Below are 24,954 nucleotides of genomic sequence, written 5' to 3'. Positions count from 1 at the left end.
ATGGCCGAGATGGGCCGGTTCGACTGGCAGGATCCGTTCGCGCTCGACGCACAGCTGACCGATGAAGAGCGGATGGTCCGCGACGCGGCGCGCGCCTATGCGCAGGAACAGCTGCTCCCACGCGTCACCCGCGCGTTTCTCGACGAGAATTTCGACCGCGAGATCATGTCGGAAATGGGCCAGCTCGGCCTGCTCGGCCCGACCATCCCCGAAACCTATGGCGGCGCGGGGCTGGGCTATGTCGCCTATGGCCTGGTCGCGCGCGAGGTTGAGGCGGTCGATTCGGGCTATCGCAGCGCAATGAGCGTGCAGTCGAGCCTCGTGATGCACCCGATCCACGCTTATGGGACCGAGGAGCAGAAGCGCAAATATCTGCCCAAGCTGGCGAGCGGCGAATGGGTCGGCTGTTTCGGCCTGACCGAACCCGATGCCGGCAGCGACCCGGCCGGCATGCGCACCCGCGCGGTCAAGATCGACGGCGGCTACAAGCTGACCGGCGCGAAGATGTGGATCACCAATTCGCCGATCGCCGATGTCTTCGTCGTCTGGGCCAAGAGTGACGAACATGGCGGCGGGATCAAGGGCTTCGTTCTCGAAAAGGGGATGAAGGGCCTGTCCGCGCCCAAGATCGAGGGCAAGCTGAGCTTGCGCGCATCGATCACCGGCGAAATCGTGATGGACGGGGTCGAAGTGGGCGAAGACGCGCTGCTCCCCGAGGTTCAGGGGCTCAAGGGTCCGTTCGGCTGCCTCAACCGCGCGCGTTACGGCATCGCGTGGGGCACGATGGGCGCCGCCGAAGCGTGCATGCAGGCCGCGCGCCAGTACACGCTCGATCGCCATCAGTTCGGCCGCCCGCTGGCGGCGACGCAGCTGGTGCAGCTGAAGCTCGCGAACATGGAAACCGAAATCGCGCTCGGCCTTCAGGCAGCTCTGCGCGCGGGCCGGATGTTCGAGGAAGGCACGCTGTCGCCAGAAGCGATCAGCATCATCAAGCGCAACAATTGCGGCAAGGCGCTCGATATCGCCCGCGTCGCGCGCGACATGCATGGCGGCAACGGCATTTCGGCCGAATTCCATGTCATGCGCCACGCGATCAACCTCGAAACGGTCAACACCTATGAGGGCACGCACGACGTCCACGGCCTGATCCTCGGCCGCGCCATCACGGGCATCGCTGCGTTCTGATGGAGCCGGATCGGCAACCGATTCTTGAGGGCGAGTTGGTCACGATTCGCCCGCTCCAAGAGGATGATTGGGACGCGCTGTTCACTGTCGCGTCGGACCCGCTGATCTGGGAGCTGCACCCGGCCAACGACCGCTGGCAGGAGCCGGTGTTCCGCAAGTTCTTCGACGACGCGCTAGCATGCGGCGGCGGGCTCGCGATCCTCGACAAGGCGACCGGCGCGGTGATCGGGTCGAGCCGCTATGACTGCTGGGTCCCTGAGGAAGACGAGATCGAGATCGGCTGGACCTTTATCGCGCGCGCTTATTGGGGCGGCGCGTATAACCGCGAGATCAAGCGGCTGATGCTCGATCACATCCACCGCTTCGTGAATCGCGTGGTCTTCATCGTCGGGCAAAACAACCTCCGCTCGCGCGGCGCGATGGAGAAGATCGGCGGGAGCCTGATTCCAGGCCGAACCCATCGCGGAGGCGGCAAGGCATTCCCCGACCATGTCGTGTACGAGATTTGCCGGCCATGAAGCCGCTCGCCGGGGTCAAGGTCGTCGAACTCGCCCGCATCCTCGCAGGGCCGTGGTGCGGGCAGCTGCTCGCCGATCTGGGGGCCGAGGTGGTCAAGATCGAGCGCCCCGGCGCCGGCGACGATACCCGCCACTGGGGGCCACCCTTCCTGCACGACGCTGACGGCGTGAGCCGCGACGCCGCCTATTATCACTCCGCCAATCGCGGAAAGAGCGCCCGCTTTATCGACATCGCGACGCCCGAAGGTCAGGCCGAGGTCCGCGCGCTGGTCGCCGATGCCGATGTGGTGATCGAGAATTACAAGGTCGGCGGGCTGGTCAAATATGGCCTCGACCATGCCAGCCTCAGCGCGATTAATCCGCGCCTGATCACCTGTTCGATCACCGGATTCGGTCAGACCGGGCCCTATGCGCACCGCGCCGGATATGATTTCATCATTCAGGGGATGGGCGGGATCATGTCGCTGACCGGTGAGCCCGATGGCGCGCCGCAAAAGGCGGGAATCGCCTATGCCGACATCTTCACCGGGGTGTATTCCGCCGTCGCGATCCTCGGCGCGCTGCGCCAGCGCGATGTGACCGGAACAGGCGCGCATATCGACATGGCGCTGCTCGACACCCAGGTCGCGGTGCTCGCTAATCAGGCGCTGAACTGGATGGCCAATCCGGCGAAGGTGCCGCACCGCATGGGCAATGGCCACGCCAACCTCGCCCCCTATCAGGCGTTTACCGCGAACGACGGCGACCTGATCATCGCGGTCGGCAATGATTCGCAGTTCCGCAAGCTGTGCGCGGTCCTCGGCCTCACCCTCGCCGACGATCCCGATTTCGCGACCAACCCGGCGCGCGTGCGCAACCGCGCCCGGCTGATCGCGCCGATTCAGGCGGCGGTGGCGGTCTGGACCAAACAGGCGCTGTCCGACGCGCTCGAAGAACAGGGCGTCCCCGCCGGGCCGATCAACACGGTCGATGAAGTGTTCGCCGACCCCCATGTGATCGCGCGTGGCATGCAGATCGCGTCGGAAGGCCTGCCGGGCGTCGCCAGCCCGATCGTGATCGACGGGCAGCGCATGGTCTCAGACCGCGCCAGCCCTGCACGTCCCGTGGAGGATTAAGCTGCTCCCGCGCGGCATCGCGGTGGCAGGATGCGGCACCGCCGGGCTTGCCGCTGCGTTGCTGCTCCACCGCGACGGCCATCGCGTCACCTTGTTCGAGCGCTTCGATACGCCACGCCCGCTCGGCTCGGGTCTGCTGATCCAGCCCACCGGGCAGGCCGTGCTGCGCGCGCTGGGGCTGGAGGCCGAGCTGGTCGCGCGCGGCGCGCCGGTCACGCGGCTGATCGGACATGCCGGGAAGCACTGCGTCCTCGACGTCCGCTACGCCGCATTGAAGCGCGGCGGCGTTGGCATCGGCGTCCACCGCGCAACCTTGTTCGCGATCCTGCACGATGCGGTGCTGGCCGAGGGGATCGCAATCGAACCCGGCCGGGCGATCACGGCGTGCGCGGACGGGCGGTTGCACTTCGCGGATGGCACGCAGACAGCGCGCTTCGACCTGATCGTCGATGCAATGGGCAGCCGCTCCCCGCTCGTCCCCCCGACCCGTCCGTTGGCGTTCGGCGCGCTCTGGGCCGATCTCGACTGGGCGGGGGACTTCATCCCCGATGCGCTCCAGCAGCGCTATCGCCGCGCCAGCGTGATGACCGGCGTGCTGCCGATCGGAACGCCGCGCCATGCGACGGGGCCGCGCGCGGCGTTGTTCTGGTCGCTGCGGGGCGATCGCCTTGCCGAGTGGCGCTCGGCTGGCCTCGCCGCATGGAAGGCAGAGCTGCTGGCATTATGGCCCGCGACCGCCCCCCTGCTCGACCAGATTACCGATTCCGACCAGCTAACCTTCGCCAGCTACGCGCACCGCACCTTGCGCCAGCCGGTCGAACCCGGCCTGATCCATCTCGGCGATTCCTGGCATTCGACCAGCCCGCAGCTGGGGCAGGGCGCGAACATGGCACTGCTCGACGCCTATGCCCTGGCTCTCGGCCTGCGTCGCGCGCGCGCACTGCCTGAGGCCCTCACCGAAACCATCCGCCTGCGCCGCGACCAGATTCAGCTGTATCAGCTGCTCAGCCGGTTGCTGACGCCGGTCTATCAGTCCGATGGCGCGGCGATTCCGTGGCTGCGCGACCGGGTAATGGGGCCGGTGTCGAAGCTGTGGCCGTTCACCGCCGCACAGGCGGCGTTGGTCAGCGGGGCGGTGGGCCACCCGCTCGCCCGCCTTGGGCTCGACGCCTAAGCCAGTCGCGTAGCGCCCCGGTGCGCGCCTCGGTCTGCGCCGCGAACAGCCACGCCGCCGCGAGCGCCAGCACCAGGATCGCTACCACCGCCAGCGCCGCCTCGCCACCGGGCGCCAGCCGCGTGTCGCCGACGATCCAACCCGCCGCCAGCGCCATCAGCGGGAAATGGATGGCGTAGAGCGAGAAGCTCGCCTGCGCGCCATAGCTGGCGAGCGGCCGCAGCGCGGCGATGCGGGGCGGGTCGCTGCGCAACAGCGTGAACAGGAACAGCGCGAAGCTGGCGGCCTCGATCGGATCCTCGACCCCGAAATCGCCGGTCCGTCCCCACAGCAGCGCGGCGAGGCACAGCAGCCCGGCCGCGACCGGCGTCCAGCGCGCCAGGCGCAGGTCCGGCCAGCGCCGCTCCGCCCCATACAACGCCGCGCCGCACAGCCAGCTAAGGAAGCCAAACGCGATCTCCGGATTCGCGAATGCGATTCCCAGCGTCACCAGCGCGATACCGGGCCGCCGGTAACGCAGCGCAAGGTAGAGCGCCGGAAACCACAGATAATACCAGAATTCGAACGCCAGGCTCCACAGCGGCCCGTTGCTGCCAAAGGGCGGGACGATCAGATGCTGCAAAAACACCAGATTGCCGGCCAGCGCGCGCAGCGTCAGCGATTGCGACAGATCCTGCGTGAACACCCACGCCCCGCTCAGCCCGTAATGCGTAGGCAGTTCCAGCACATGATATCCGATCCAGTCGAGCAGCCCGCCAAGCATCAGCGCCGGGACGAGCACGATCCCCAGCCGCGCGACGCGGTCGATCAGATAATCGTCCCAGCGCCAGCCCCGCTCCGCCCGCGCCGCAACGCTGCGCGCGATCCAGTATCCGCTCAGCACGAAGAACAGGATCACCGCCGAATGCGCGAACCCCGCAAGGAAATAGCCCGCACGCACCAGCAGCGACGCGGTCGGCCGGTAATCCTCGACCAGCAGCCCCCACAGATGCCCGAACGCGACCGTCACCGCGAGCACGGCGCGCATCGCATCCATATGGAACCACGCTGCGGGCGGCGCAGACTGTGCCCCGGTCGCGCTCAGCCGCGCACCCGAGTCGCCAGTGCCTGCGCCCCAGCCGGCGCGCGCACCTTGCCGCCATGGATCAGGAACACAAAGGTTTCGCGCGGGGTCACGGGCGGATCGCGATCCTCGACATAGGGGAGGCCATCCGGCCGTCCGCCCGACGCCCAGCAGCGCGCGGCATCGGCCCAGCGGTCCAGCTCAACCTCGGGGTAGCAGAGGGGATTGTCGTCCTCGCCCGATTCGAGTCGGGCATAGACGAAATCGCCGGTTACATCGGCGATGGCGGGGTATTCGGGCGAATGCGCATAGACGATCGCCACGCCTGCATCACGGCACATCGCCACGAACTCCGGCACCGCGAAGCTCGCATGCCGCACCTGCACCGCGTGGCGCAGCTTCACACCGTCGTGAGTCGCGGGCAGCAGCTTCAGAAACGCACCGAAATCCTCGGCGTCGAATTTCTTGGTCGCCATGAACTGCCACAGGATCGGGCCGAGCTTGTCGCCCAGCTCGACAATCCCCTGCCCGACGAACTTGGCGACCGATTCGCCCGCGTCAGCCAGCACCTTTCGATTGGTGCAATAGCGCGATGCCTTGACCGCAAACACGAAGCCCTCGGGCACACTCGCCGCCCATCCGGAGAAGGTCGCGGGCTTGAACCCCGAATAATAGGTGCCGTTGATCTCGATCGCGCCGAGCTGGCGGCTGGCGAACTCCAGCTCCTTCTTCTGCGTGAGCCCCTCAGGGTAAAAGGTCCCGCGCCAGGGTTCGAAGGTCCAGCCACCGATGCCGGTGCGAATGGGAGCATGCGTCATGCCGCGTGCTTAGCGCGCCGCCGCCCGCCTCACATCACGAAATACGCGTCCAGGTCTGCGACTTGCAGATGAAACCGAGCACACAGCCCTTGCCGATCATCGAATCGCCCGCGATCCGCATATGCCCGGAAAAGGTACGGTTCATATCGGGCACGAACACGCGTCCCTTATACTCGCCCGGGCCGACCGCGCGAATGTCGCGGAACAGATTCGCCCCGACCAGATTGGTGGTGCCGCCCTTGCGCGCGTCGGCCTTGGCCTTCTCGCTCGCCCAGATCACCGTCCCGCACATCCGGTCGCCGCACGGCGTGATGCGGATATGCACGCTGTTGCCGGGATTGCGCCACTCACTCGCGACAGGCAGCGCCGCGCCCTTGGCGGCCGCATTCGCCGCGCCCAGCGGCGTTGCCAGCATTGCCAGACCCGCCAGCGCCACCATCCATGCGCGCGGACGCGCCGTGCGCCGCACCGGTCCCTCGATCGTCATGGTTGAATCTCCTGTCTGTCCTTCGGGATCGCGCATCCGCACGTCGAAATCCCGTTTGAACAGATAATTAGGTACGCGGACTGACCGGAAAAGGGCGAGAAGGGGGCAATTTGCGAAACGCGGTGTTTGGTAAAACGCGCGAAGCGAAGGACCAATCGATTCGGTAGACCGACGGCTCTGCCCGCTGGGCAAGCCGTCTGGAGCGGGCGAAGGGATTCGAACCACGCCCGTAGCGCTGCTGCGCGAAGGGCCAACAAAAAACGCTAGGGTTCAATCGATTCGGTGGACCGACGGCTCTACCCGCTGGGCAAGCCGTCTGGAGCGGGCGAAGGGATTCGAACCCTCGACCCCAACCTTGGCAAGGTTGTGCTCTACCCCTGAGCTACGCCCGCTCTCTGGCGCCATATGTGCCCGCTCGGGAAGCCGAGGGGGCGGGGCAAGGTGGCGGCCTCTAGCAGCGGGTTTCGGGGTCTGCAAGGGGGAAGTTGCGGGATTCGTGATTCCTGCTCAGGGGGTTGGCCCTGACGCTGCGAGCGCCCAAATAGGGGACTCAACGCATTGCTCGAACGACAAGGGATTCGCCGTGGCCACGCTTGGACTTTCCGCCGCCGACAAGGACGCCGTCGAGGCATTTCGTCGCGACATCGTCGAACCGTCGATGACGAAGCTCGTCATCCTCGATTTCTGGGCGGAATGGTGCGGGCCGTGCAAGGCGCTGGGGCCGGTGCTGGACAAGGTCGCCGCCGACTATGCCGACAAGGGCGTGATGCTGGCCAAGATCGATGTCGACGCCAATCAGTTCATCGCCGCGCAGTTCCAGGTGCGATCGATCCCTACCGTCTATGCGATGTTCCAGGGCCAGCCGATCGCCGACCTCACCAACGCGCGCACCGAATCGCAGCTCAAGGCGATGCTCGACCAGATCCTCGCCCAGCTGCCGATCGAGAGCGAGGCGGCGGCGCAGGCGGCCGAACTCGAACCGCTGCTGGCGATGGGCGAAGAGGTGCTGGCGGGCGGCGAGACCGAGCGTGCGCTGTCGATCTTCGAACAGATTGCCGAGATCGCACCCGATAACGCACAGGCCGCCGCCGGTCGGGCCCGCGCGCTGATCGCGCTCGCCCGCCTCGACGAAGCCGCTACCGTGCTCGCCGCGCTGCCCGAGGATGCCGCCAAGGCGCCCGAGGTCGAGCGCGCCCGTGCCGCGCTCAGCATCGCGCAGGAGGCTCCGGCCGCTGCCGATGACAGCGAACTCGGCGAACTGCGCGCCAGGGCGGCAGGCGGCGACATGGACGCGCGCTATGACCTCGCCGGCGCACTGATGGCGAGCGACCGCGAGGGCGCGGCGGAGACGCTGCTGGCGATGATCGCCGAAGACAAGGACTGGAATGAGGGCGCCGCCCGCGCGCGCTTGCTCAAGCTGTTCGAAGCGGTCGGGCTTGAAGACCCGTGGGTCTCGGCTCAGCGCCGCAAGCTGTCCGCGATCCTGTTCGGATGACCGCATTGGCGACCGGCACGCGCCTCTCGATCTTCCCGCTGCCCGGGGCGCTGCTGTTCCCCGGCATGCATTTGCCGCTGCATATTTTCGAGCCGCGTTACCGGGCGATGGTCAATGACAGCCTCGCCCGCGACCGCCGCATCGCGATGATTCAGCCGAAGGGCGGCGGGGACAAGCCGCCGCTGTTCGAGATCGGTTGCGTCGGCCGCATCGCCGATGTCGAGGCGATGGAGGATGGCCGGTACAACGTCGTGCTGGAGGGGCTGTCGCGCTTCCGCATCCTGCGCGAGCTGGAGGTGACGACATTGTTCCGCCAGGTCGAGGCCGAGCTGATCGCCGATCCTGTGGACGAGGTGCTGTCGATGGGCGCGCGCGCCGCACTCGAACTCGAATCGCGCCGCTTTGCGGAGACTCAGGGCTATGCCGTCGACTGGGAAGCAGTCGCGCGGCTCGACGACCAGAACCTCGTCAACGGCATCGCCCAGATCGCCCCCTTCGACCCCGCCGCCAAACAGGCGCTGCTGGAATCCGACACGATCGCCGACCGCGCCGAGCTGATCATCCAGCTGATGCAGTTTTTCGGCCGGCACGAGGGGGAAGAGGGGACGTTGCAGTAGCGCACCGCCCCTTTCGTCGTCCCGGGCTTGACCCGGGACAGGGCTTTTCTGTCCGGTCGTTTTACAAGTCCGCGATAGCATCATCAAAGCGGGCAGAAAGCGCCAGAAACGCGTCTCCCCACCCACTGTCTATGCTCACCTCCTGTAGCGAACCGGTCGGCGCGAACAGCATTTGAATCGGAAGCAGCTTGATCGTTTCGGCAGCTTCGATCCGACGGATGATCTCGCTGATCTCTGCGACGGCTTCGGAGCCAGTCTTCCAGCGAGCCCATGAAAAGTCATTTCCCGGTCGTTGCAAGAGGATGATGGTTTCGGCCAGGACGTCGAGAAGTGCTTCCTGCGACATCGGAGCGTCCTTTCAGGGATAGCTTCAAGAAGCCCAGCCCCGGCTCAAGGCCGGGGCGACTGCGGGGTTATGCCATCTCCCCATGCAACAACCTGGGCACCTTGCCCGATTCGCCGCGCGCTTCGGCCATGAACCAGTTCTTTAGGCTAGGCACCTTGTCCACCGCCGACAGGCCGAACCGCCGTGCCGCATTCGCCGCGCCGCCGGGAAGCCCGAACAAATGCGTCAGCGCGTCGGTGGCGATGCTGACCATCATCGTGTCGAGGCTGCGCCAGCGTTCGTAGCGCGACAGCAGAGCGGGATCGCCCATGTCGAGTCCCAGCCTTTTGCCCTCAACCAGCACCTCGACCAAGGCCGCGACATCGCGAAAGCCGACATTGACCCCCTGCCCCGCAATCGGGTGGATGCCATGCGCCGCGTCGCCGACCAGCGCCAGCCGCTCCGCCGTGATCTTTGCCGCATGGTGGAAGCCGAGCGGATAGCTGAAGCGCGGCCCCAACGGCCCGAGCTTGCCCAGAAACCCGCCCATCTTCTTGTCCGCCTCGGCAAGGAAGCCGCGTTCGGACAGCTTCATCATCCCCGCTTCCTCGCTGCGCTTCACCGACCAGACGATCGCCGACCGATGCCCGTTTTCATCATCGCGCAGCGGCAGGATCGCGAACGGCCCCTGCGGATAGAAAATCTCGAACGCGGTATTCTCGTGGCTATGCTCATGGTGGAGCGAGGTCACGATCGCCGAGTGATCGTAGTTCCAGCGCGCCACCCGCAACAGCGCGGCGTCGCGCGTCGGCGACGCACGTCCTTCCGCCCCGATCAGCAATTGCGCGCGCACCGTCTCGCCCGAATCGAGCGTCGCGGTGACGCCAGTCGCATCGCGCTCGACCGACAGCGCGCGGGTCTTCATCCGCACATCGGCCAGCGGCGCGCGCTGTGCCGCAGTCATCAGCGCCCGGCGCAGGTCGCGATTCTCGAACATCGTTCCGAGCGCGCCCTCGCCCTCCTGCGGGTCGAAGTCGAGCTTGCCGGGCTTCAGGCCATCCGACACGCGGATGCTCTCGATCGGGCACCCCTTGCCCGCCAGATCGTCGGTCAGGCCGATCGCCTCCAGCATCCGCAGCGGCGCGGCGGCGATGGCGGACGCGCGCCCGTCATGGCTGGCGGCCAGGATCGCGTCCGGGTCCGCCGTGTCGATCACGATGCTGGAGATGCCATGCGCGTCGAGCGCCACGGCAAGCGCGCTCCCGACCAGTCCGCCGCCGAGAATGAGAAGGTCTGCCTGGGTCATATCCAGCGCCTAAACCACCCCTCGCCTTGACGCCAGACTCCCCAAGGTGAATGCTTAGAACGATTACCGAACATATGGGTGGGATGATGGCGAGCCGGGCGCAGCCGATGCTGTGGCGTGACACGATGAAGGCAGGGGCACGGCGGAGCGGGGCGCTGATCGGCGCGATCGCGCTGTTCGCGCTGACGCTGGCGGCCGTGCTCGCGATCGGGACGTACAGCGGCGAGGATCCCTCGCTGAATACCGCTGCGGGCGGCCCTGCACGCAACCTGCTCGGCACGCCGGGCGCGTGGCTCGCCGATCTGCTGCTCGCGATCGGCGGGCTGCCGATCGTGCTGCTCGCCCCGGTCGGCGTGATCCTAGGTCTGCGCCTGTGGCGCGGCGAATCGGCGGGCAGCTGGCGGCGGATGCTGCTCGGCGCGCTCGGCGGCATCGCGCTGATGGGCGCGGCGCTTGCGTCGATCTCCAGCAGCGCGGTGATGGAGTTGCCCGGCGGTTGGGGCGGCATTGCCGGGCTCGCCGTGGCGGGAAGCGTGCGCGGGCTGCTCAACCTGATCGGTGACGCCACGGTCACCTTGTGGGGCGTGCGCGCAGTCGGCCTGCTTCTGGGCATCGGCGGCGTCATCCTGTGGGCGCGCAGCGTGCAGTTCGACTTCCGCCAGCATATCCGCCTGCCGAAGCGGCCGCAGCGCGAAGGCGTCGATGCGCTCCCGTTCGACACCGAACTCGACGATGCCGAGGATGTCTTCACCCCCGCCGCCCCGCGCCCGCGCAAGGTCGCGCTGCCCGACGCCCGCCCCGGCCCCGTCATCGCCGACCGCACCCCCGCCCCCGCTCCGCCCAAGGCCAAGCCGGTGCAGGCCAGCCTCGATTTCAAGGGCAGCTACCAGCTTCCCCCGCTCAACCTGCTCAAGGAACCAACCAAGAGCGGAACGGCGGCGATCGACAAGGCCGCGCTCGAGCGCAACGCCCGCCTGCTCGAATCGGTGCTCGACGATTTCCATGTGAAGGGTCAGATCGTCGAAGTGCGCCCCGGCCCGGTGGTGACGATGTACGAGCTGGAACCCGCCAGCGGCATCAAGGCGAGCCGCGTCGTCCAGCTCGCCGACGATATCGCGCGCAACATGTCCGCCGTCTCCGCCCGCGTCGCGACCATCCCCGGCCGCAGCGTGATCGGCATCGAACTGCCGAACGTGAAGCGCGAGATGGTGTCGCTCCACGAACTGATCGGCAGCGAGACGTTCGAGGATATGGGCGCGCAGCTGCCGATCGTGCTCGGCAAGAACATCGCGGGCGATCCGGTCATCGCCGACTTGGCCCCGATGCCGCACCTCCTCGTCGCCGGTACCACCGGGTCGGGCAAGTCGGTCGGCCTCAACTGCATGATCCTGTCGCTGCTCTACCGGCTGACCCCGGACCAGTGCCGCATGATCATGATCGATCCCAAGATGCTGGAACTCAGCATGTACAAGGACATCCCGCATCTGCTCGCGGATGTGGTCACCGACCCGCCCAAGGCGGTGCGCGCGCTCAAATGGGCGGTCGAGCAGATGGAAGAACGCTATCGCATGATGGCGTCGGTCAATGTTCGCTCGCTCGGGTCGTTCAATGACAAGGTGCGCCAGGCGCTGGCCAAGGGGCAGAAGCTCGGCCGCAAGGTCCAGGTCGGCTACGACCCCGAAACGCGCAAGCCGCTGTACGAGGAGGAAATGCTCGACCTCAATCCGCTGCCGCAGATCGTGATCATCGTCGACGAGCTCGCCGACCTGATGATGACCGCGGGCAAGGAAGTCGAATTCCTGATCCAGCGGCTGGCGCAAAAGGCCCGAGCGGCCGGCATCCACCTGATCATGGCGACTCAGCGCCCGTCGGTCGACGTCATCACCGGCGTGATCAAGGCGAACCTGCCGACGCGAATCAGCTTCCACGTCACGTCGAAGATCGATTCGCGCACGATTTTGGGCGAACAGGGCGCCGAACAGCTGCTGGGCAAGGGCGATATGCTCTACATGCCCGGCGGCAAGCAGATCGCCCGCGTCCACGGCCCGTTCGTGTCGGATGAGGAAGTGATGGCGGTCGCCGATCACTGGCGCTCGCAAGGCGCGCCCGATTACATCTCCGCCGTCACCGAAGAACCGGAGGGCGGCGAGTTCGCATTGGACGGCGCCCCGACCGGCGAGGATTCGCCGGAAGAACAGCTCTACCGCCGCGCGGTCCAGCTGGTGGCGGAGAGCCAGAAGGCCTCGACCTCATGGCTCCAGCGCCAGCTACGCGTCGGTTACAACTCGGCAGCGCGTCTCGTGGAGCGGATGGAAAAGGACGGCCTCGTCTCGCGTCCCGACCATGTCGGGCGGCGCGAGGTGCTGATGGATCAGGACGGGCGGCCGTTGTAATCGGCTAAACTAGGGATTTGCAGTATGGATGGCGAGATCGAGTTTCAGAAGCTCGGTGTGAAACTTGAAAGCGTTCGCTCGGTTGTCACGGAACAGGGATCGAGTGGCGCAGTCATTCTGACTGATGGAGCGGCTGTGATAGTTGAACACAGCCCCGGGAAAGCCTCTGCAATCACTCTATACCTGCGCTCGCTCGGCATACCCATCTATAAATACGATGACGATATTCCTGACAAATGCAGGCCTGACGCAAGCGAGGTGACTGTCACTCCGGCTTAGGCGGAGTCCGGGCGCTGGGTGACAGGCTTCGTGTCGAAGCCCTCACCCCTCAATATCGAACAACCCGATCAACCAGTCATGGAACAGCTTCACCGGCCGCTGCTCCAGCGCGCGGGGGCGGCAGACGAACCAGTAGCTGTACGGGCTCTTGACGCTCGGATCGCCGAACAGCGTCCCGATGCGCGGATCGTCGGGGTCGATGCGATGCGAATCGAGCATGAACGCGATCCCCACGCCCTGCGCCGCCGCCTCCAGCAGCAGCGATCCCGAATCGAACAGGTCGATCGACACCGGCTCCAGGTCGGGCAGGCCCAGAGCCGCGCGCCAGATCTCGAAACTGTCCGCCATGTCGCGATGCGCCAGGATCGAATAGCCCGCCAGTTCCTCGGGCCGCCCGATCGCCTCCGGCCCATGCGCCAGCCGCCGCGCGGCCACCGGGCGGATGCGGTTGCGGTCGAGTCGCCGCCCGTACAAGGTCGGTTCGATATCGCGCGCCAGCACGATCGCCGCGTCCAGCCCGTCGCCCAGCCGCGACATGCCATGCCCGCCGGTATCGATATCAAGGTGAAGTTGCGGATGCACCGCACGCAACGCCGTCAAATGTGGCAACAACCGCTGGCTCGCAAACAGCGACGGCGTTCCCAGGCGCAGTCGCAGCACTTCGGCGCCGCTGTTCATGCTCTCGATCGCGTCGCTCATCGTATCGAGCGCGGGCGCGATCAGGTGCAACAGCCGCTCACCCTCCGCATTCAGCTTCATCGCCTGATGCCGCCGCTCGAACAATTGCTTGCCGATAAACCGCTCCAGCGCCTGCACGCGGCGGCTCAATGCGGGCGAGGACAGCGCCAGTTCCTCCGACGCGGCCTTGACCGATCCCAGCCGTGCGACCTGGACGAACGCCTCAATGGCGGTGAGGGGCGGCAGCCTGCGCATCTTATATTTCTGTGGTGCAGCGTAGCATATTGCAACTCATTCCCGCGGGCGTCCCGTGCATGACACCCCTGTCATCGGCTATAATCCGCGAATGTTACAGATTGCAGAATCTGCAATCGTCGCGAACGCTCTTCGCACTTGCACAAAAACTCGCCGCACTGCACATAGAGCAGGCCTTTCAGGCATCCTCTCCTAAACCTTTCAAAGGGCTGGTCTTCGGACCGGCCCATTTTTTTGCGTTTTTTGCGTCGGCGAGGGTCCGGCACCGGTTCGTACTCCCAACGAACCCGCCCCCAACTCTAGCCGACACGGAACCGGCTGCCTATCTGCGCGTCACCCCCCGACGGGCGAAAGGAGAGCCGATGGCCGATACCGAGTCAGAAACGCGCAAGCTGCAGGTCGCCAACTCGCGGCCCGAGGACAGCGGCCGCGGCCTCGCGCACCTTCCCCGCACGATGATGGACGCGCTCGGCCTGCAACAGGGCGATGTGGTCGAAATCATCGGCAAGCGCACCACGCCCGCCCGCGCCGTCTTCCCCTATCCCGAGGATGAGGGGCTGGAGCTGCTGCGCATCGACGGGCTTCAGCGAGCCAATGCCGGCGTCGGTTCGGGCGACTATGTCGAGGTGCGCAAGGCCGAGTCGCGCCCCGCGACTCGCGTGATCTTCGCCCCCGCCCGCCGCGACCTGCGCCTTGAAGGATCCGGCGATGCGCTGCGCCGTACGTTCCTTGGCCGTCCGCTGTGTCAGGGCGACACCATTTCCACCGTCGGGCAGCAACGCGTGTCGGACATGCCACCCAACGTGCTCCAGCATCTGCGCGCGCCCGCTTATGCGCTGCAGGAGATTCGCTTGACCGTCGTGTCGGCGGTCCCGCGCGGCATCGTGCATATCGACGCCGAGACCGAGATCGAGCTGCGCAACGAGTTCGAGGAGGCGCGCGAACTGCGCCGCGCCGATGTCACGTACGACGATATCGGCGGCATGGCCGCGACGATCGACCAGCTGCGCGAGATGGTCGAGCTGCCGCTGCGCTATCCCGAACTGTTCCAGCGACTCGGCGTCGATCCGCCCAAGGGGGTGCTGCTCCATGGGCCGCCCGGCACCGGCAAGACCCGCCTTGCCCGCGCGGTCGCCAATGAATCGGATGCGCAATTCTTCCTGATCAACGGTCCCGAGATCATGGGATCTGCCTATGGGGAATCGGAAAAGCGGCTGCGCGACGTGTTCGAGGAAGCCTCGAAGAACGCCCCCTCGATCGTGTTCATCGACGAGATCGATTCGATCGCGCCCAAGCGCGGCCAGGTGTCGGGTGAGGCCGAAAAGCGCCTCGTCGCCCAGTTGCTCACGCTGATGGACGGGCTGGAAGCGCGCGCCAACATCGTCGTCATCGCCGCGACCAATCGGCCCGAGGCGATCGACGAAGCGCTCCGCCGTCCCGGCCGCTTCGACCGCGAGATCATCGTCGGCGTTCCCGACGAGCGCGGCCGCCGCGAGATTCTGGGCATCCACACGCGCGGCATGCCGATCGAGGAGCGCGTCGATCTCGACGAGCTCGCCCGCACCACCTTCGGCTTTGTCGGGGCGGACATCGCCGCGCTGGCACGTGAAGCGGCGATCGAGGCGGTACGGCGGATCATGCCGCGCCTCAACCTCAGCGACAAAACCGTGCCCGCCGATGTCCTCGAAACGCTCGCCGTTACCCGCGAGGATTTCGTCGAGGCGTTGAAGCGCGTCCAGCCAAGCGCGATGCGCGAGGTGATGGTGCAAAAGCCGAACATCAAATGGGAGGATGTCGGCGGCCTCGACGATGCGCAGATGCGGCTGAAGGAAGGCGTCGAGCTGCCGATGCGCGACCCCGACGCGTTCCGTCGCCTCGGCATCCGTCCGGCCAAGGGCTTTCTGCTCTATGGCCCGCCCGGCACCGGCAAGACCTTGCTCGCCAAGGCGGTCGCGCGTGAGGCGGAGGCGAATTTCATCGCCACCAAATCGAGCGACCTTTTGTCCAAATGGTATGGGGAGAGCGAGCAGCAGATCGCCCGGCTGTTCGCGCGCGCACGCCAGGTCGCGCCCTGCGTGATCTTCATCGACGAACTCGACAGCCTCGTCCCCGCGCGCGGGTCGGGGATGGGCGAGCCGCAGGTGACCGAACGCGTGGTCAACACGATCCTGGCCGAGATGGACGGGCTGGAAGAACTCCAGTCGGTCGTCGTGATCGGCGCGACCAACCGGCCGAACCTGATCGACCCGGCGTTGATGCGTCCGGGTCGGCTCGATGAGCTGATCTACGTCGGTGTGCCCGACGCCCCCGGGCGCGAGCGCATCCTCAAGATCCAGACGCAGAAGATGCCGCTCGCCGACGATGTCGATCTGGCCGAAGTGGCGGCGCGGACCGAGCGCTTCACCGGCGCGGATCTGGAGGATGTCGCCCGTCGCGCCGGCCTTGCCGCGCTGCGCGAACGCCCACCTGCGACGGAGGTGACGATGGCGCATTTCGAAGCGGCGCTGGCCGATTCGCGCGCGACCGTCACGCCCGAGATGGAGCAGGAGTACGCGCAGATCGTCTCGAAGATGAAGCAGGACGCGGTCGCGCTCAACCCGATCGGCTTTATCGCTCCGGGGATGCTTCAGGGGCGGACTCGCTCGTCCGAAGACTGAACCAGCCGTACACGACCAGCACTGCCAGGGCGGCGGCCGCGACCAGATAGGGGAGCGGCCGCCATCCGCCATAGAGCGCAACGCCGATCGACGGGCCAAGGATGAACGCCGCGCCGTTGATCGACGTGACCTTCCCCGCCACCGACCCTTGCGCGCCCTGTGGCACCGCCAGTGACGATCCGGCGGTGAAGCCAGGACGTGAGAAGCCAAAGCCCATCGTCGTCAGCGCATAGGCCGTGGCGATCCCGTACAGCGAGGTCGCGGTACCGGTGGCAAGGCAGCCAATCGCGCTCAAACTCAGCCCGATCAGCATCAACTGACGCGGGTTGAGGCCCAGCAGCGGGATAATCCCCCATTGCACCAGCAGCGCCGACCCCGCCCCCATCATCAGCACCAGCCCCGTCGCCTCGATCGCCTCCAGCGGCGCAACCCCCAGCCGGTCGATGATCAGGAACCCGATCACCTGCCCAGCCATCGCCTGCGCATGCCCAAGAACAAGGCCACAGATCATCCACGCACGCACGCGCGGGTCGAGGAATCCGATCGGCTCGATCTTGTCCGCCGTTGCCGCAGCGACGCTCGCCCCGCTCGCCTGCCCGCCGATCGACGGATAGCTCGACGCCGCGCCATGGCTGATGCTCTCATCGACATTGCGCGGCAGCAGCCGGGCGACCGCGAACAGCATCGCCAGCGCGACGATGCTGAAGATCAGCGCCGGCCCCGCCAGCCCGATCGTCGGCCCGCCCCGCCACAGATCACCCAGCACCAGATAGGGCGCGATCGCCGGCCCCAGAATCGTCCCGAGCCCGAACGCCGAGCCGAGCAGGGTCAGCGCCTTGGTCCGCTCGTCCCGGCTGGTGCGCGAGGCAACGATCGCCTGAATCGCAGGCGGCGCCGCCGACCCAAAGCCGCCATACAGCATCCGCGCGGCGACGAAGAAGGCAAAGGCGGTGACCGGCGCGATCCAGCCATTGATCCCCGCCGCCAGAAACAGGCCACAGAAGAACAGAGACGCGGTCAGCCCGACCTGCCCCAACAGCACCATCTTGCGCCGCCCATAGCGATCCGACCGATTGGCCCAGAACGGCGCGACCATCGTCCACAGCAACGCCGACACCGAAAATGCCGCCGCCACCGCGCTGTCGGGCACGCCAAGCGAGCGCCCAAGCGCGGGCAGCACCGATTGCAGCGCGGTATTGCCCGCCGCGATCACGAACATCACCGCAAACAGGATCGCAAATGTCCGGTCCATCCGCGCCGCGCTCATTTACGCCTCCAGCCATAGCTGCGGTCGACCCGCGTCACCTCCAGCGCATACCAGTCATACCAGCGCGCCCGGCCGAGATCGCGGATGCGCGCATGCTCCGGGTGATCGCGCCATGCGACGGCGCTCGCGTCGTCGGCCCAGTAGCTGACGGTAATGCCCAGGCCAGCGGCATCGCGGACGCTTTCGATGCCGGCATAGCCCGGTTGCGCCGCCGCGAGTGCGACCATCGCCTCGGCCGCTTCGCCATATCCCGCGCCATCCTCGCCCGTGCGCTGCGAGATGAAGATCACGGCAACCTGCCCTGTGCGCGGGTGTATCATCCGTTTCAGGATGAAACGTTTCGCCCCCCGGCGCAACCGCTGCGGCGCGAACAACGTTAATGCGATACGTCGATGATGACAGGACCGTGGCAACTGTCCTACAGATGCGCGACACCGACTTGAGGATTGTTGATGACCGGTTCGACCACGATTGCCCGCACGAAGCGCAAGGCTTCGCGTCCGCTTTCGCCCCAGGCGCTGTTTCTCCAGGGGTTCTTCAAGCACCCGGTGATGGTTGGATCGATCATTCCGTCCTCGGGCAAGCTGATCCGCAAGATGCTCGGCCCGGTGGACTGGGATAACTGCAAGGTCTTCGTCGAATATGGTCCAGGCGTCGGCACCTTTTGTCGCGCGATCCTCGAGCGGCTTGGGCCGAACGCCAAATATATCGCGATCGACACCAACCCCGATTTCGTCGCCTATTTGCGCGCGACCATCGTCGATCCGCGCTTTTCTGCGATTCAGGGATCGGCCGAGGACGTGAATGCAATCGTCGCCGATCATGGGGAGACGCATGCCGATTACGTCCTGTCGGGCCTGCCCTTCTCGACGCTGCCGCCCGGTGTGGGCGATGCAATCGCCGCCGCGACGCATCAGGTGCTGCGCACCGACGGCCAGTTCCTCGTCTATCAGTTCAATCCCAATGTCCGCAATTTCCTGACCCCCCATTTCGCGCGCATCGACCATGCGATGGAATGGTGGAACGTGCCCCCCGCGCAGCTGTGGTGGGCGTGGAAGGACGCGCCGGCGGATTGAAGAGCGCCAATTGACGCGGGCCCGCGCGCTACCCACATCGGCGCGCATGGATCAGCTCAACCTGTCTGAATCGGAATGGCGTCAGCGCCTGACCCCCGAACAATATCATGTCCTGCGCGAAGCCGGGACCGAGCGCGCCTTTTCCGGGCGGCTTTCGGACAACAAGGCCGATGGCATCTATCGCTGCGCGGGATGCCATCTCGCGCTGTTCGACAGCGACTATAAATATGATTCGGGATCGGGCTGGCCCGCCTTCACGCAGCCGGTCGCGCCTGACCATATCAGCGAGCATCGCGACACCAGCCATGGCATGACCCGGGTCGAGGTGCGGTGCGCGCGCTGCGACGGGCATCAGGGCCATGTCTTCCCCGACGGCCCACCACCGACCGGCTTGCGCTATTGCATCAATTCGGTCGCGCTCGAATTTCGCGCGAGGGCGGACTCCGACGACGAATGATTCGCTTGTGACAGCACCGGTTCACCCGTAAATCGTCACACAGCGTCCCATGGCCACCCGTAAACCAATGCTCTCGCCCAAGGCGCGCCGCATCCTCCTCTGGGTGGGTGGCGGCATTGCGTTGACCGCGCTCGCCGCGTTCATCGCGCTGCTGATCGCGGTCTATACCGCCAAGGCATCGCTGCCGAGTTACGAGGATCTCAAATCCTCCCCCAACGGCCAGATGATCCGCGTCCACGCCGCCGACGGCACGGTGATCGTCTCGCTCGGGCCGAGCTATGGCGAGTGGATCGCGTACGACAAGATCCCCGAACCGATGCGCGAAGCGATGGTCGCGATCGAGGACCGCCGCTTCCGCTCGCATTTGGGCGTCGATCCGGTCGCACTCGCCCGCATCACCAAATTCGCGATCGACAATCGCGGCACCGGTCGCCGCCTTCAGGGCGCATCGACCATCACGCAACAGGTCGCGCGCACGATCTTCCTGTCGAACAAATATGATGTCGGCCGCAAATTCCGCGAGATGATCCTGGCGCTCGCGCTCGAGCGCAAGTTCACCAAGGACCAGATCCTCGAACTCTACCTCAACAAGGTGTATTTCGGCGGCGGCGCCTATGGCATCGACGCCGCCTCGCGCACCTTTTTCGGCCACCCCGCCACCAATCTGACGCTGTCCGAAGCGGCGGTGATCGCGGGCCTCGTCAAGGCGCCGTCGCGCTATTCGCCTACCGCCGATGCGCAGGCCGCCGTGGGCCGCGCCAGCGTGGTGCTCGACGTCATGGTCGAAACCGGCGCCCTGACCGCCGAACAGGCCGCGCGCGCAAGCCCGGCCGCCGTGAAACTCTCGGCCGCGCCCAAGCAGAACAGCGTCCGCTATTTCACCGACTGGGCGCTGCCGCAGCTCGAAGTGCTGATCGATGAGACCGTTGCTCCGCTCGATGTGTGGACGACGATCGACCTCAAGATGCAGAACGCCGCGACTCAAGCGATTCAGGCGAACACGCCCGCCGGGGCACAAGGTGCCTTGGTCAGCCTCGACCGCGACGGCGCGGTCCGCGCGATGGTCGGTGGGCGCGACTATGTGTCGTCAATTTACAACCGCGCGACCCAGGCGACGCGTCAGCCGGGATCGGCGTTCAAGCTGTTCGTCTACCTCGCCGCACTCGAATCGGGGCACAAGGTCGAGGATCGCGTGGTCGATGAGCCAGTGACGATCAACGGCTGGTCCCCGCGCAACAATAGCGGCCGGTTCAGCGGCGAAATGACGCTGCGCTCGGCCTTTGCCTATTCGATCAACACCGTCGCGGCAAAGCTGGGGCAGGAAACCGGCTTTGGTACCGTCGCCGACATGGCGCGGCGCTTTGGCGTCACGACGCCGATCAATACCCAGCCGGCGATGGTGCTCGGCACCTCCAACGTGCGCCTGATCGACATGACCCGTGCCTTTGCCTCGGTGGGGCAGAAGGGCGTGGCGGTGACTCCCTATGCCATCACCCGCGTCACCGCGAACGGCGCCGTGATCTATCAGCATGAGGTCGATACCTCGCGCGTGTTGGTCGCCCCCTATGTCGCGGCGCAGATGACCGATTTGCTCCAGACTGCAGTCAATACGGGCACCGGACGCTCGGCGCAGATCGGCCGCCCGGTCGCGGGCAAGACCGGCACGACGACGTCGAACAAGGATGGCTGGTTCCTCGGCTTCTCCTCGGGCCTCACCACCGGCGTGTGGATGGGCCGCGACGATGCCAAGCGCGTCGGCGGGTTGCAGGGCGGCACCGCGCCCGCACGCGCCTTTGCCAATTTCATGCGCGTCGCCGTCGCCAACCGTCCGGTTGAAGAGTTCGACACGGCGGTCACGCTGCCCGAATGGCAGATCGAGCCCGACAACGAAGCGTGGGGCGAGGCGGATAATGGCGTCTTCGTCGACGAAAATGGCAACCCGGTCGCGCGCGAAGACGGGCAGGGTGAAGAGGCAATCGACGGCGAGCCTGCTCCGGGCGACGATGGCGCAATCAGCCAGGACTGGCTCGACCGCATGACGGGCCGCGACGCCCCGCGAGATCCCCAGCCGGCCCCGCGCCGCGATCCCGCCGATCGCCCGCCCGCGCAGCAGCAACAGCAGCGCGAACCGCTACGCGCGCCTCAGGACGACCGCCCGAACGAGTGAAGCCGCATCGCATTGGCGCGCAGCCATGCCCGCTCAGGGGCGGGGTCGCGGCCATAGAGCGTGCGAACCAAGGCATGAAATGCCGGGCTGTGGTTCATATGCGTGCGATGCGCCACTTCATGCGCCACCGTCGCGCGCCGCACGGCAGGCGGGGCAAGGATCAGCCGCCAGTTATAGCGGATCACGCCCGATGACGCGCAACTCCCCCAGCGTCCCTTGGGATCGCCGATCGCCACCTTGCTGACCGACACGCCGGACAGCGCCGCATACTCCGCCGTCTCTCCGCTCAGCGTCTCCAGCGCCAGTTTGCGCAGCCACCGCTCGATCCGCCGCTCATAGCCTCCGCGCGGCCCGCCCGCGATGATCTGCCCATCGTCGAGCAATGGCGTGCGCGGAAACCCGCTGTCCCAGCTGAGGCCAACCTCTTCGCCCAGATACAGGATCGTCGCGCCCGGCTCCAACGGCGTCGGCGCCGCGCGGTTGGCGAGCGCGCGGGCGATCCATTCCTGCTGTCCCTCCGCCCAGCGCAGCGCCGGGCCAGCGGGCGCGCGCGGCGGGATCGTCAGTCGCACCGCGCCAGTCGCCTGATCGACCGACAACCGCATCGTCCGCGCGCGTGGGTGGCGGACGATCTGGATCGGCACGCTCACAGGATGCGGTCGACCATATGATGTTCGAGGTCGCCGGCGATATCTTCGGAAATGGTCCAGCCCCGGGTCGACTCACCCGCCTCATGCACGCTCTCACGGCTGCCCGAGATCAGATAATGCCATTGGGGCAGCGGCTCATCGGCGGCACGCAGGCGATAGGCGCAGGTCATCGGCAGCCATGCGATGTCGTCGACATTCCCCGCATTCAGCCGCACGCATTCGGCGACATAGGCGTGGCGGTGGCGATAGTCGCTGCACCGCCCCTGATCGCGGTCGAGCAAGCGGCACGCGACATTGGTGGCGTAGAGGTCGCCGGTATCGGCATCCTCGATCTTGTGCAGACAGCATTTGCCACAGCCGTCGCACAGCGCCTCCCACTGCGCGCGGTCGAGCCGGGCGAGTGGCAATTCCCAGAACGGGGTCAGCTGACCCACCGCGTGATTTCCGCGACGATCGCCTCGGGGCTCTGCTCCTGCGGCAACAGCGCGATCGGCTCGCCATTCGGTCCCATCAGATACGCCTGGCGCCCATGGTCCATCAGATAGCCGGTCGGCGTCTCACGCTTGGCATAGGGGACGCGATAGACTTTCGCCGCCGCATCGACCTGCGCTGCGCTGCCGGTCAGCCCGACCATGCGCGGGTGAAAGGCGGCGGTGAATTCCTTGACCACCGCCGGCGTGTCGCGCGCCGGATCGATCGACACGAACACCGGCACGATCTTCGCCGCGAGCGCCGGATCCTGCTGCTCGAGCCGCTTCATCGCGCCGCCGATATTCTGCACATCGACCGGGCAGACATCGGGGCAGAAGGTGTAGCCGAAATACATGATGCGGTATTTGCCGGCGAAGTCCTTCTCGGTGACGGTCTTGCCGTCGCCATTGACCAGCGTGAACGGCCCGCCGATCGAGGCTCCGGCAAGCGGCGCATCGGCGATCGACTTGCTTTGCGGCGCGCCCCCACCACAGGCGGCAAGGCCGAGCAGCACGGGCAGGGCGAAGAAAGTTATCCTGTTCATGACAAGGCGACCCATGATCTGATAGGGGGTGTTAGGCAAGGCTTGCATTGTTTCAGGGGTTTGTTCCGACCATGTTGACCGTCCCGTCCCGGCTCGTATTCGCCGCGGCGCTGCTGTGCGTAGCGCTTCCGGCCGGCGCCCAGCGCTTTTCCGAAAGCTACAACTTCCTGAAGGCCGTGCGCGAGCAGGATGGCAACAAGGTCACCGAATTCCTCAACGCGCCCGGCCAGACGATCGTCAACGCCAAGGACGACAAGGGCGACGCGGCGATCCACATCATCACCAAGCGCCGCGACATGACCTATCTGCGGTTCGTCCTCGCGCGCGGGGGCAATGTGAATCTGCAGGATGGCGCGGGTAACACGCCGTTGATGCTCGCAGTCGATGCGGCGTGGGACGAGGGGATCCGCGAGATCCTCAACCGCAAGGGTAACGTCAACCTCGCCAATAATGGTGGCGAAACCCCGCTGATGCGCGCCGTCCAGCGCCGCGATGGCGAGCTGGTCCAACTACTGCTGACGAGCGGCGCCGACCCCGACATGGTCGACCGGCTCGCCGGCATGAGTGCCCGCGACTATGCCGCCCGCGACACCCGCGCTCCGGCGATCGCCGAAGCGCTCAAGAACGCGCCCAAGATCAAGAAGCGCGCCGTCTCGGGCCCGAGCTTCTGAGGGTTATCCCCGACCGGGCACTTCTGCATCGGGATCGGTCAGCGTGATCACCCGTCGCGCCGCGCGGCGGGCAAACGCCAGCGTGCATTTGCGCCGCGTCGCACTCGCCAGCGGCACCGTCCGCGCCTCCCGCACGATCGCCGCGTCGTAGCGGTCGGCGACGATCAGGCCGGCGCGTTCGGGCAGGAAATCGGGGCGCTCAAGCGGCGCCAGGTCGAACCCCGCCGGCACCGCCCAGAAATAGCGGTCGCAATGCGCCAGATAGTCGGTCCATTTGCCGTCACCGATCAGGTCGGCGCGCGATACCTTGACCTCGACGATCACGATCTCGCCACGCACATTCAGCGCCATCAGGTCGGCGCGCCGGCCATCGCCCAGCGGCACCTCCGCCATCGCGACGCAATCGTGGCGCAGCAGCATGCGACACACGCCGCGCGTGACATCGGCGGCGATCAGCGGCGCGGTCGCCGGATCGGGATCGTCGGCCACGGAAAGGGCCGGGGAGGGTGTCGAAACCATCCCCGACCTTTAGAACATTTGACGAACAAACAAAAGCCCGTCCGCGTGTGTCACCGATAGAAGATGTGGTTTCCGACGCTGCCGACACGCGCCCGGCGCCAGCCCGGCGAGACATAGCGGGCATGGAAGAACAGCGCGTTCGATACGCGGCTGTCCCAGGCATCGTCGCGCGCGACCTGCGCCACGGCGAGCGCGGTCTTCCACGCACGGGCGCTGGCCGGCGGCTGCGGCAGGCGGCCACCGCGAACGAAGGAGAACTGGCCGCGTTGCGTCAGCACGCCGCACACCGAAGCCGGGAAGCGGCCCGATTTTGCGCGGTTGAGGATGACTTCGGCGACCGCGAGCTGGCCCTCCAGCGGTTCACCCTTGGATTCATAATAGACGCCGATTGCGAGGCAGTTGAGCTCGGCATCGGCGGCGACCGCGTCCTGCGCGGCAACGGCGGCGGCGAGCGTCGCATGGCTGGCGGGTTCGGAAGTGTCCGCCATCTCGGCGGTGATAGCCTCCGCATCGTCCGCTTCGAGCGCGGCGAGCGATTCGGCCATGGTCGGAACCTGTTCGGTTGCCGCTTCGTTGATCGCCTGAACCGGCGTCTTATCGGCTTCCGCGGCTACGCCGGGGGCCGTTGCACCAATGCCGGCGGCAAGGGTGAGGGTCGTGGCCGCGATGATCGCAGCCCGGAACGAAAAAGACATTCAACATCGATACTATGCGGTTGGTGCGCGATCTGATCCCCCGATGTGCATGTGCACGGACCGATCGGGCTT

General features: G+C 66.5%; 26 protein-coding genes and 1 tRNA gene. 13 read left to right on the top strand and 14 right to left on the bottom strand.

The annotated features are described in order from the left end of the window. Genes VGN66_RS01870 through VGN66_RS01855 form a run of 4 tightly spaced genes read left to right on the top strand, consistent with a single transcriptional unit; the run spans position 1 to position 3,992 of the window. Positions 1-1,185, top strand: a complete 1,185-nt coding sequence (locus VGN66_RS01870) for an acyl-CoA dehydrogenase (RefSeq protein ID WP_327517159.1) — start codon at positions 1-3, stop codon at positions 1,183-1,185. Further along, a complete protein-coding gene (locus VGN66_RS01865) occupies positions 1,185-1,703 on the top strand; it encodes a GNAT family N-acetyltransferase (protein ID WP_327517158.1) in 519 nt (172 codons plus the stop codon). The genes VGN66_RS01870 and VGN66_RS01865 overlap by 1 nt, the downstream gene beginning before the upstream one ends. Beyond that, positions 1,700-2,818, top strand: a complete 1,119-nt coding sequence (locus tag VGN66_RS01860; RefSeq protein WP_327517157.1) for a CaiB/BaiF CoA-transferase family protein — start codon at positions 1,700-1,702, stop codon at positions 2,816-2,818. The genes VGN66_RS01865 and VGN66_RS01860 overlap by 4 nt, the downstream gene beginning before the upstream one ends. 22 nt (positions 2,819-2,840) lie before the next feature. Then, positions 2,841-3,992 carry an NAD(P)/FAD-dependent oxidoreductase gene (locus tag VGN66_RS01855; RefSeq protein WP_327517156.1) on the top strand — a complete coding sequence of 384 codons (1,152 nt, stop codon included), beginning with the start codon at positions 2,841-2,843 and terminating at the stop codon, positions 3,990-3,992. Here VGN66_RS01855 and VGN66_RS01850 read toward each other — a convergent pair. From VGN66_RS01850 to VGN66_RS01835, 4 genes are all read right to left on the bottom strand, one after another. Beyond that, positions 3,943-5,019 (bottom strand): acyltransferase family protein, encoded by a 1,077-nt coding sequence (locus VGN66_RS01850; protein ID WP_327517155.1) that lies wholly within the window; start codon positions 5,017-5,019, stop codon positions 3,943-3,945. The two genes, VGN66_RS01855 and VGN66_RS01850, sit on opposite strands and share 50 nt — an antisense overlap. A gap of 53 nt (positions 5,020-5,072) precedes the next feature. Continuing rightward, a complete protein-coding gene (locus tag VGN66_RS01845) occupies positions 5,073-5,873 on the bottom strand; it encodes a DUF72 domain-containing protein (protein ID WP_327517154.1) in 801 nt (266 codons plus the stop codon). A 34-nt stretch (positions 5,874-5,907) separates the two neighbouring features. Then, positions 5,908-6,360 carry a DUF2147 domain-containing protein gene (locus VGN66_RS01840; protein ID WP_327517153.1) on the bottom strand — a complete coding sequence of 151 codons (453 nt, stop codon included), beginning with the start codon at positions 6,358-6,360 and terminating at the stop codon, positions 5,908-5,910. A 317-nt stretch (positions 6,361-6,677) separates the two neighbouring features. Then, a tRNA-Gly gene (locus VGN66_RS01835) sits at positions 6,678-6,752 on the bottom strand. Between the two features lie 191 nt (positions 6,753-6,943). Between VGN66_RS01835 and VGN66_RS01830 the strand changes: the two genes are divergently transcribed. Both VGN66_RS01830 and VGN66_RS01825 read left to right on the top strand, forming a co-directional pair. Beyond that, positions 6,944-7,855 (top strand): tetratricopeptide repeat protein, encoded by a 912-nt coding sequence (locus tag VGN66_RS01830; RefSeq protein WP_327517152.1) that lies wholly within the window; start codon positions 6,944-6,946, stop codon positions 7,853-7,855. Next, entirely contained in the window at positions 7,852-8,472 is a 621-nt protein-coding gene (locus VGN66_RS01825; RefSeq protein WP_327517151.1) for an LON peptidase substrate-binding domain-containing protein, read from the top strand. The genes VGN66_RS01830 and VGN66_RS01825 overlap by 4 nt, the downstream gene beginning before the upstream one ends. Positions 8,473-8,533: 61 nt before the next feature. On the opposite strand, the gene VGN66_RS01820 is transcribed toward VGN66_RS01825, so the two are convergent. Then, positions 8,534-8,818, bottom strand: a complete 285-nt coding sequence (locus VGN66_RS01820; RefSeq protein WP_327517150.1) for a hypothetical protein — start codon at positions 8,816-8,818, stop codon at positions 8,534-8,536. Between the two features lie 67 nt (positions 8,819-8,885). Continuing rightward, positions 8,886-10,103, bottom strand: coding sequence for an FAD-dependent monooxygenase (locus tag VGN66_RS01815; RefSeq protein ID WP_327517149.1), 1,218 nt, complete (start codon positions 10,101-10,103; stop codon positions 8,886-8,888). 86 nt (positions 10,104-10,189) lie between these two features. Here VGN66_RS01815 and VGN66_RS01810 point away from each other — a divergent pair, with 86 nt between their 5' ends. Both VGN66_RS01810 and VGN66_RS01805 read left to right on the top strand, forming a co-directional pair. Beyond that, the gene (locus VGN66_RS01810; RefSeq protein ID WP_327517562.1) at positions 10,190-12,496 is read left to right on the top strand and encodes a DNA translocase FtsK; all 2,307 of its coding nucleotides are present in this window, start codon (positions 10,190-10,192) and stop codon (positions 12,494-12,496) included. A 24-nt stretch (positions 12,497-12,520) separates the two neighbouring features. Then, entirely contained in the window at positions 12,521-12,775 is a 255-nt protein-coding gene (locus VGN66_RS01805) for a hypothetical protein (protein WP_327517148.1), read from the top strand. 42 nt (positions 12,776-12,817) lie between these two features. Here VGN66_RS01805 and VGN66_RS01800 read toward each other — a convergent pair whose 3' ends face one another. Continuing rightward, positions 12,818-13,708 carry a LysR substrate-binding domain-containing protein gene (locus VGN66_RS01800; protein WP_224921919.1) on the bottom strand — a complete coding sequence of 297 codons (891 nt, stop codon included), beginning with the start codon at positions 13,706-13,708 and terminating at the stop codon, positions 12,818-12,820. Positions 13,709-14,070: 362 nt separating this feature from the next. Between VGN66_RS01800 and VGN66_RS01795 the strand changes: the two genes are divergently transcribed. After that, a complete protein-coding gene (locus tag VGN66_RS01795) occupies positions 14,071-16,365 on the top strand; it encodes a CDC48 family AAA ATPase (protein ID WP_327517147.1) in 2,295 nt (764 codons plus the stop codon). On the opposite strand, the gene VGN66_RS01790 is transcribed toward VGN66_RS01795, so the two are convergent. Both VGN66_RS01790 and VGN66_RS01785 read right to left on the bottom strand, forming a co-directional pair. Further along, on the bottom strand, positions 16,316-17,632 hold the full coding sequence (locus VGN66_RS01790; protein WP_327517146.1) for an MFS transporter: 1,317 nt from the start codon (positions 17,630-17,632) through the stop codon (positions 16,316-16,318). The genes VGN66_RS01795 and VGN66_RS01790 overlap by 50 nt on opposite strands. Then, positions 17,629-17,952, bottom strand: a complete 324-nt coding sequence (locus tag VGN66_RS01785; protein ID WP_327517145.1) for an antibiotic biosynthesis monooxygenase — start codon at positions 17,950-17,952, stop codon at positions 17,629-17,631. The genes VGN66_RS01790 and VGN66_RS01785 overlap by 4 nt, the downstream gene beginning before the upstream one ends. 132 nt (positions 17,953-18,084) lie before the next feature. On the opposite strand from VGN66_RS01785, the gene VGN66_RS01780 reads away from it, so the two are divergent. From VGN66_RS01780 to VGN66_RS01770, 3 genes are read left to right on the top strand one after another with little or no spacing between them, the layout of a single operon-like run. Beyond that, a complete protein-coding gene (locus VGN66_RS01780) occupies positions 18,085-18,708 on the top strand; it encodes a class I SAM-dependent methyltransferase (RefSeq protein WP_327517144.1) in 624 nt (207 codons plus the stop codon). Positions 18,709-18,754: 46 nt separating this feature from the next. Further along, positions 18,755-19,165: a peptide-methionine (R)-S-oxide reductase MsrB gene (msrB, locus tag VGN66_RS01775; protein ID WP_327517143.1), complete on the top strand. Its 411-nt coding sequence runs from the start codon at positions 18,755-18,757 to the stop codon at positions 19,163-19,165. A 49-nt stretch (positions 19,166-19,214) separates the two neighbouring features. Further along, the gene (locus VGN66_RS01770; RefSeq protein WP_327517142.1) at positions 19,215-21,332 is read left to right on the top strand and encodes a PBP1A family penicillin-binding protein; all 2,118 of its coding nucleotides are present in this window, start codon (positions 19,215-19,217) and stop codon (positions 21,330-21,332) included. Here the strand turns inward: VGN66_RS01770 and VGN66_RS01765 are convergent. From VGN66_RS01765 to VGN66_RS01755, 3 genes are read right to left on the bottom strand one after another with little or no spacing between them, the layout of a single operon-like run. Then, positions 21,308-21,976, bottom strand: coding sequence for a SprT family zinc-dependent metalloprotease (locus tag VGN66_RS01765; RefSeq protein ID WP_327517140.1), 669 nt, complete (start codon positions 21,974-21,976; stop codon positions 21,308-21,310). The two genes, VGN66_RS01770 and VGN66_RS01765, sit on opposite strands and share 25 nt — an antisense overlap. Positions 21,977-21,978: 2 nt before the next feature. Next, entirely contained in the window at positions 21,979-22,407 is a 429-nt protein-coding gene (locus VGN66_RS01760) for a YcgN family cysteine cluster protein (RefSeq protein WP_414713177.1), read from the bottom strand. Then, positions 22,404-22,997, bottom strand: a complete 594-nt coding sequence (locus tag VGN66_RS01755) for an SCO family protein (RefSeq protein ID WP_327517138.1) — start codon at positions 22,995-22,997, stop codon at positions 22,404-22,406. The genes VGN66_RS01760 and VGN66_RS01755 overlap by 4 nt, the downstream gene beginning before the upstream one ends. 71 nt (positions 22,998-23,068) lie before the next feature. On the opposite strand from VGN66_RS01755, the gene VGN66_RS01750 reads away from it, so the two are divergent. Further along, positions 23,069-23,668: an ankyrin repeat domain-containing protein gene (locus VGN66_RS01750; RefSeq protein ID WP_327517137.1), complete on the top strand. Its 600-nt coding sequence runs from the start codon at positions 23,069-23,071 to the stop codon at positions 23,666-23,668. Between the two features lie 3 nt (positions 23,669-23,671). Here the strand turns inward: VGN66_RS01750 and VGN66_RS01745 are convergent, their stop codons facing one another. Both VGN66_RS01745 and VGN66_RS01740 read right to left on the bottom strand, forming a co-directional pair. Beyond that, complete coding sequence (locus VGN66_RS01745) at positions 23,672-24,187, bottom strand: MmcB family DNA repair protein (RefSeq protein ID WP_414713168.1); 516 nt, start codon at positions 24,185-24,187, stop codon at positions 23,672-23,674. 50 nt (positions 24,188-24,237) lie between these two features. Next, entirely contained in the window at positions 24,238-24,882 is a 645-nt protein-coding gene (locus tag VGN66_RS01740; protein WP_327517135.1) for a cell wall hydrolase, read from the bottom strand. Between the last annotated feature and the right edge of the window lie 72 nt (positions 24,883-24,954).

This window comes from Sphingomonas sp. (assembly GCF_035998645.1).
Lineage (GTDB): Bacteria > Pseudomonadota > Alphaproteobacteria > Sphingomonadales > Sphingomonadaceae > Sphingomonas.
The sequence above is the reverse complement of the archived record's forward strand: the minus strand, read 5'-3'. Positions and strand labels throughout refer to the sequence as shown.